Annotated in this window: 6 protein-coding genes; 2 read left to right on the plus strand and 4 right to left on the minus strand. The window is 69.2% G+C overall.

What is annotated here, in order from left to right; genetic code table 11:
- Positions 1 to 35: 35 nt before the first annotated feature.
- Both Q2100_RS15320 and Q2100_RS15325 read left to right on the plus strand, forming a co-directional pair.
- Positions 36 to 527 (plus strand): DUF501 domain-containing protein, encoded by a 492-nt coding sequence (locus tag Q2100_RS15320; protein ID WP_302914774.1) that lies wholly within the window; start codon positions 36 to 38, stop codon positions 525 to 527.
- On the plus strand, positions 524 to 1462 hold the full coding sequence (locus Q2100_RS15325; RefSeq protein ID WP_302914770.1) for a Ppx/GppA phosphatase family protein: 939 nt from the start codon (positions 524 to 526) through the stop codon (positions 1460 to 1462). The genes Q2100_RS15320 and Q2100_RS15325 overlap by 4 nt, the downstream gene beginning before the upstream one ends.
- Positions 1463 to 1466: 4 nt before the next feature.
- On the opposite strand, the gene Q2100_RS15330 is transcribed toward Q2100_RS15325, so the two are convergent.
- The 4 genes from Q2100_RS15330 to Q2100_RS15345 form a co-directional block, all read right to left on the minus strand.
- Entirely contained in the window at positions 1467 to 2576 is a 1110-nt protein-coding gene (locus Q2100_RS15330) for a diguanylate cyclase domain-containing protein (RefSeq protein ID WP_302914775.1), read from the minus strand.
- Positions 2577 to 3034: 458 nt separating this feature from the next.
- The gene (locus Q2100_RS15335; protein ID WP_302914771.1) at positions 3035 to 4591 is read right to left on the minus strand and encodes a radical SAM protein; all 1557 of its coding nucleotides are present in this window, start codon (positions 4589 to 4591) and stop codon (positions 3035 to 3037) included.
- Entirely contained in the window at positions 4588 to 5052 is a 465-nt protein-coding gene (locus Q2100_RS15340) for a hypothetical protein (RefSeq protein ID WP_302914772.1), read from the minus strand. The genes Q2100_RS15335 and Q2100_RS15340 overlap by 4 nt, the downstream gene beginning before the upstream one ends.
- Positions 5049 to 5834: a prolipoprotein diacylglyceryl transferase gene (locus Q2100_RS15345; protein WP_302914773.1), complete on the minus strand. Its 786-nt coding sequence runs from the start codon at positions 5832 to 5834 to the stop codon at positions 5049 to 5051. Before Q2100_RS15345 ends, Q2100_RS15340 begins: the two co-directional genes overlap by 4 nt.
- Between the last annotated feature and the right edge of the window lie 116 nt (positions 5835 to 5950).

A 5950-nucleotide genomic window follows, 5' to 3' on the forward strand; every position in this document is an offset into this window, starting at 1 on the left:
GGGTCCGCCGCCCGGCCCGCCCGCGCCCCCGCCCGGTGGTTGAGCGCGCCGACCTCGAGGCCATCGCTAGGCAACTGGGTCGCGAGGCCCGCGGGGTGCTCGAGATCGTCTACCGGTGTCCCGACGGCACCCCGGCGGTCGTGAAGACCGCGCCGCGACTGCCCGACGGCACCCCGTTCCCGACGCTGTACTACCTGACCCACCCCGCCCTGACGGCGGCGGCCAGCCGGCTGGAGTCGGCGGGTCTGATGCGCGAGATGACCGATCGGCTGCAACAGGACCCGGAACTGGCCGCGGCGTACCGGCGGGCGCACGAGTCGTATCTCGCCGAGCGCGATGCGATCGAATCGCTGGGCACCACGTTCTCCGGCGGGGGTATGCCCGACCGCGTCAAGTGCCTGCATGTGGTGATCGCGCATTCGCTGGCCAAGGGGCCGGGGGTGAACCCGTTCGGTGACGAGGCGTTGGCGGTGCTGGCCGCAGAACCTGGGATGGAGGGCATTCTGGACCCGGAGGTGTGGACGTGAGCCGAGTCGCGGCCGTGGACTGCGGCACGAATTCCATCCGGTTGCTCATCGCCGATCCCGTCGACGGCCGGTTACGCGACGTGCACCGGGAGATGCGCATCGTCCGGTTGGGTCAGGGCGTGGACGCCACCGGTGAGTTCGCTCCGGAAGCGTTGGCGCGCACCAGGGCCGCGCTCGTCGACTATGCCGCCCTGATGCGCGATCACCGCGTCGAGCGGGTGCGGATGGTCGCGACGTCGGCGGCGCGCGACGTTGCCAACCGGGAGGCGTTCTTCGCGATGACGGCCGAGGTGCTCGGCGATGTGGTGCCGGGTGCGGTCGCCGAGGTGATCAGCGGCACGGAGGAAGCCGAACTGTCCTATCGCGGCGCGGTCGGCGAACTGGATCCCGACGCGGGGCCGTTCGTGGTCGTCGATCTCGGTGGCGGCTCCACCGAGGTGGTGGTGGGCCGAACCGAGGTGGAGGCGAGCTACTCGGCCGACATCGGCTGCGTGCGGCTCACCGAGCGGTGCCTGCACTCCGATCCGCCCACCGCCGAAGAGATCTCGGCCGCACGGGAAGTGGTGCGCGACGGGCTGGCGGCGGCGTTTCGTGCGGTGCCCGTCGAGGGCGCGCGGACCTGGGTGGGGGTGGCCGGGACGATGACGACCCTGGCGGCGCTGGGCGCGAAGATGACGACCTATGACTCCGAGGCCATTCATCTGTCGCGGGTGGGGTTCACCCGGCTGCGCGAGGTCTGCGACGAACTGCTCACCATGACGCGTGCGCAGCGTGCGGTGCTCGGGCCGATGCACGAGGGCAGGGTCGACGTCATCGGCGGCGGCGCGCTCATCGTCGAGGAGCTGGCCGACGCCCTGGGCACCCGGGCCGGTCTGGACGAGCTGGTGGTCAGCGAGCACGACATCCTCGACGGCATCGCCCTGTCGATCTCGTAGCGAATCAATGCCATTCGTCGTCCAGTCGGTCGAGCACCCGCAACCGCGGTGACAGCCGCAGCGCTGTCCGGCTGCCACCGTCTCTGCGGGCAGCGGCCATGGCGGCGGTGGCGACGTCGAGCAGTTCGTCCACCACGTCGGGCACCGGCTGATCGCTCAGCGGCATCAGCGATGTGCTGACCGCGCCGATACTGGCCGTCAGCCGGAACGGCGCATTCCTGACGGTGGCGTGGATGCGTTCGGTCAGCGGTTCCGGGTCCGCCCTGGTGAAGAGGTCGGCGATCAGGTAATCGGTGTCCGCGACATGGGCCAGAACGGTGTCGCGCCGCACGTTCTCCCGCAGGCGCTGCGCGATCGCGACACGGGCGCGATCGCCGGTCGCGGGCCCGTGCAGGCCGGTGAGCAACGAGAAGCTGTCCAGGCTGACCACCAGGACCACGAGATACCGGTCATCGCCACGGCTGCGCGCACCCAGCAGTGTGGCCATCCGCTCGTCGAAGGTCTCCCGGGTGAGCAGACCGGTGAGTGGCTCGATCCCGGTGTGACACGGCTCGATGCCGATCAACCGGATCGCCGTCCGGCAGGCGACGGTGAACATGACGATGACCAGCAGCACCAGACCGACCGCGAAGACAGCGCGGGCGATGTCGTCGACGGCGATGCGTGCCGCCAGCACCGCCAGTACAGCCCCGCCCACCGTCCACGGCACGGCAAGCAGCCGCCCGGAGTGGAAGAGCATGGTGAACGCCGACAGGGTTGCCAGGCCCGTCGCGCCGAGCATGCCGACCACGGGCTCGTGCTGGATCAGGCAGGCGAGCGCGATGCACCCGGAGCCGATGACGACGGTGGTCTGCGACTGTCGCCGGGTGGGCCAACGGGGCCTGCGCCACACCCATCCCATCACCAGGCAGCACACCGCGATGCCGACCGCGACGCCACGGTTCAGCGGACCCTGGGGCCCGGCCGGACTGGCGAGCAGGACAGCCGGGACGAGCCCGAGGCCGACGATGGTGGCGGCGATGGCCCGGCACATGACGACCTGCAGGTCCCGACTCGCGAAGTACGCGGTCAGCCAGTAATAACGGTCCTCCTCGTGTGGCCGGCGTGGTCGCATCAACGGCACGCCCGCTACCTTCCGCCGCACCGGGGTGCCGCGACGACCCCTCGTACATTCGCGGCGCGGCGACAGAGATCTCGGCGGTGTGGCCGTCGCTTCAGTTCAGTGATGGTTTGTCGGCGGTGCGTCGGGCTGCGCTGGCTTCTTAACGTCAGGGTTGCTCCCGGCGACCACCTCGTGGGGATATGGACGCGACCTGTCCTTCGTCCCACACGTGAATCGGGGTGCTCGGACGATTCGGGACACACGTCGCAGGGTTCGGCGCTCGGTCGCGCACGGAATCGCCGGACCGCGGGCGCGTTGTAGAAACCCTGAGGCATTGTGAACTCGTCGTCCGCACGCTGTGTCGTCAACGAGGGGCGGAGAAGGAAGGCGCCGAGCACCTTCAAGCCGGTCGACCGAAAAGAAGTCGCCGCCACGATAACTCAGCGGCCAATTCTTTGTCGAGATCGCGGCTAGGTGGTCTCGATCAGCGGCAGCTCGCGGCCGGCGGCGATCGAGAGCCGCTGCCTGCCGAGCGCAGGCCAAGCCTGTACCGCACAGAACGGGGCGCACTGGTCCTGGGTGGACCTGGTGCCGACGTGCACGCAGCACTGCACCAGGCGCTCCTCGATCATCGTCGACATGTCCATGAACGGTTTGACGGTGAGCCGGACGACCCGTTCGCCGAGCAGCCGGCGGATCTTGTTGCGACGGCCGGGTAGCGCCGACGATGCCAGTGTCAACATCGTCGACATACCGAGATCGCAACTCTCGCAGATGATCCGCCAGATGTCGCCGATCTTCGGATGCGACAGCGACGACTGCTCCGAGAGCAGGCCGAGCAGTGACTGCTGCACGGCGACCCGCAGCTGCTGTGGGATCTCGGCGTCGGCGATGCGGTTGGCCACCAGGCCGAGCTGGTCCTTGAGGACGTCGTGCCCGATCAGGGACACCAGCGAACGCCACCGATCGCTGTCGTCGCGAATGAGGTAGCCGACCGAGCAGCAGTGTGGATGCGAGCACGGCAGCGCGGTGAGATCCCGCCACGTCACAAGCCCGTCTGTCTGCGGACCCAGCCGGCTGAGCACCCCGGTGTGGGTGAGCCGGTCGAGCGGGTCGATCAGCCCCGACCTGCCGGACCCGAACTGCGGCTGAATCGTCAGCCCACCGACGTAGGGGGTGTCGAGCGCGAGCCGCACCATCTGCCCGATCTCGTCGTCATTGACTCCGAGCGTCACTGTCATCACCAGTGTGGTGAAGATCTCCCGCTCGGAGAGTCGCTGCAGTGCATTGGCTTTCATCCGGCTCAGGTCGCCGCCACGGTGGAAGCGGTGCGTCGCGGCGGCCTGGCCGTCGTACTGCAGGTACACCTCGACACGTTGCCGGTGTTCGGTGAGCAGGTCGAGCAGTGCGTCGTCGGTGGCGATCCGGATGCCGTTGCTGTTGACCAGAATCCGGGTGATCGGCCGCACGGTCAGTTCGGTGAGCAGCCGCGCCAGGTCCGGGTGCAGTGTCGGTTCGCCGCCGCTGAGCATCAGTACGTCGATGCGGCCGTTCTCCCGGGCCAGCCGCTGGTCGACGTTGGCCAGCACGTCAGCGACCGGCACGACGTTGCGCAAGTCGGGGGAGGAGTCGGTGAAACAGGTGGGGCAGCGCAGGTTGCAGGTCTCGGCGATGTCCTCCAGCAGGATGCAGGTGTGCTGGGTCTGCATCTCGGGCAGTCCGCGCAGATACGCCGACGGCACCGGGTCGAAGTTCCCGGCCACGTCCGGGACATGGGCCTTGGTCGGCGCGGTCCACTCCTCGAGGTAGCTCAGGATCTCGGGGTCCTCGTCGTAGAGGGTGCGGACCAGGCCGTGTTCGCGGCAGCCGCGCTCGAGCCACACCCGGCCGTCGCGTTCGACCAGCCAGGCGTTGAGCCGGACGACGTCGGCGAGTGGCCGCTCCGGTGACTCGTCGTGGCATCGGGGGCAGTAGGCGGTGACGTAGCGGTGAATGCGGTCGCCGCGCAGCGACATTCCGGGCGTCATGTCGTGTACAGCTCGGGGTTGATCCCGGTGCAGAAGCCGACGGTGACCAGTGAGGTGACCGCCCAGCCGATCATCAGGCCGAGCCCGAGGCCTCTGGCGCCGGGGTTCGCCGACCGCAACAACGCCGCACCGCCGCCGAATGCGATGAGCAGCAACATCACCGCCGCTCCGCCGAACACGGTGTCGGAATTCCTGGAGTCCGCTCCGACGATGAACGCGGCGAACGCGAGAACGGAGTTGACCATGATGTACAGCAGGGTGCCGAGCACCGCCATGCCCGCGCTGATGCGCGACTTCTGCTGAGCCGGTGGGTAGTACGGGTATCCCGGCGGCGGGTAACCCTGCGGCGGTCCCGGCGGGTAACCCTGTGGCGGGCCCTGCGGGTAACCGGGCGGTGGGCCCATCGGCCGGCCGTCCTCCGGGTAGTCCTCCGGCGGTGGTTCCGAGGGCGGGAACGTCATACAGGTACTTCCTGGTTGCGGGCCGGTGAGCGATAGTACCCACGCCGGTGTCCGTACCACAGCCGAACGGCGATGACGACCAGCGAGGGCAACAGGAACCATTGCGGCCGAGTGAGATCCAGCCACACCGTCTCGTTGGCGCGGGTGAACTCGACCAGGAACCGGAACGCCGCGTAACCGGCGATGTAGATCACGAACAACTCCCCGGGCCTGCCGATCCGCGGTCGCAGCCGGAGCAGCACGACGAACGCGGTGAGCTGGAAGGCGATCTCGTACAGGAACGACGGGTGCATGGCCAGGCCGGCGAGACAGCCAGCGCATTCCGGGGTCTCGGCGGGGGCGTGCACGCCCCACGGCAGGCCGGTGGGGCGGCCGGGAGCCTCCGTCAGATGGCATCCGATGCGGCCGATCGCCATGCCGAGCGCCACGGCGGGCGCGAACAGGTCGCCGGTCTTGCCGCGGTATCCGCCGACTCGTTTGGCGATCAGCACCCCGATGTATGCGCCCAGCAGGCCGCCGAGGATGCTGCGCGAGCCGAACTGCCACGCCTCGGCCAGGCTCGGGTTGGCCGAGAAGTCGAGGTGGCGGGCCCAGCCCGACAGCCGCATGCCGATCGCCCCGCCGATCAGGGCGCCCGCGACGGCAACGAGCGACTGTTCGTTCACCGCTGCGCGCCTTCGGGCCTCGTGCACGAAGACCACCATCGCCGCGAACACCCCGAGCGCCACGAACACGCCGTGCACCGGTACCGCGAGCGGTCCGGCGTGCCAGGCGGGAACCATGGGCGCAACCTATCGCGTCTGACGGGGGTCGGGCATCCCGAACGCGGCACTCAGGACGACAGGGACAGTCCGGCCGCGAGGGCGAAGCCGAGTACGGCGGCCAATCCCGCGATCTC

The organism is Mycolicibacterium arseniciresistens (assembly GCF_030519285.1).
Taxonomy (GTDB): domain Bacteria; phylum Actinomycetota; class Actinomycetes; order Mycobacteriales; family Mycobacteriaceae; genus Mycobacterium; species Mycobacterium arseniciresistens.

What these genes read in the sequence shown, in the direction of transcription:
- Q2100_RS15340 (WP_302914772.1), bottom strand. Translation starts at nt 5,052, where the DNA reads ATGACGTTCCCGCCCTCGGAACCACCGCCGGAGGACTACCCGGAGGAC.
- Q2100_RS15345 (WP_302914773.1), bottom strand. Translation starts at nt 5,834, where the DNA reads ATGGTTCCCGCCTGGCACGCCGGACCGCTCGCGGTACCGGTGCACGGC.
- Q2100_RS15330 (WP_302914775.1), bottom strand. Translation starts at nt 2,576, where the DNA reads ATGCGACCACGCCGGCCACACGAGGAGGACCGTTATTACTGGCTGACC.
- Q2100_RS15335 (WP_302914771.1), bottom strand. Translation starts at nt 4,591, where the DNA reads ATGACGCCCGGAATGTCGCTGCGCGGCGACCGCATTCACCGCTACGTC.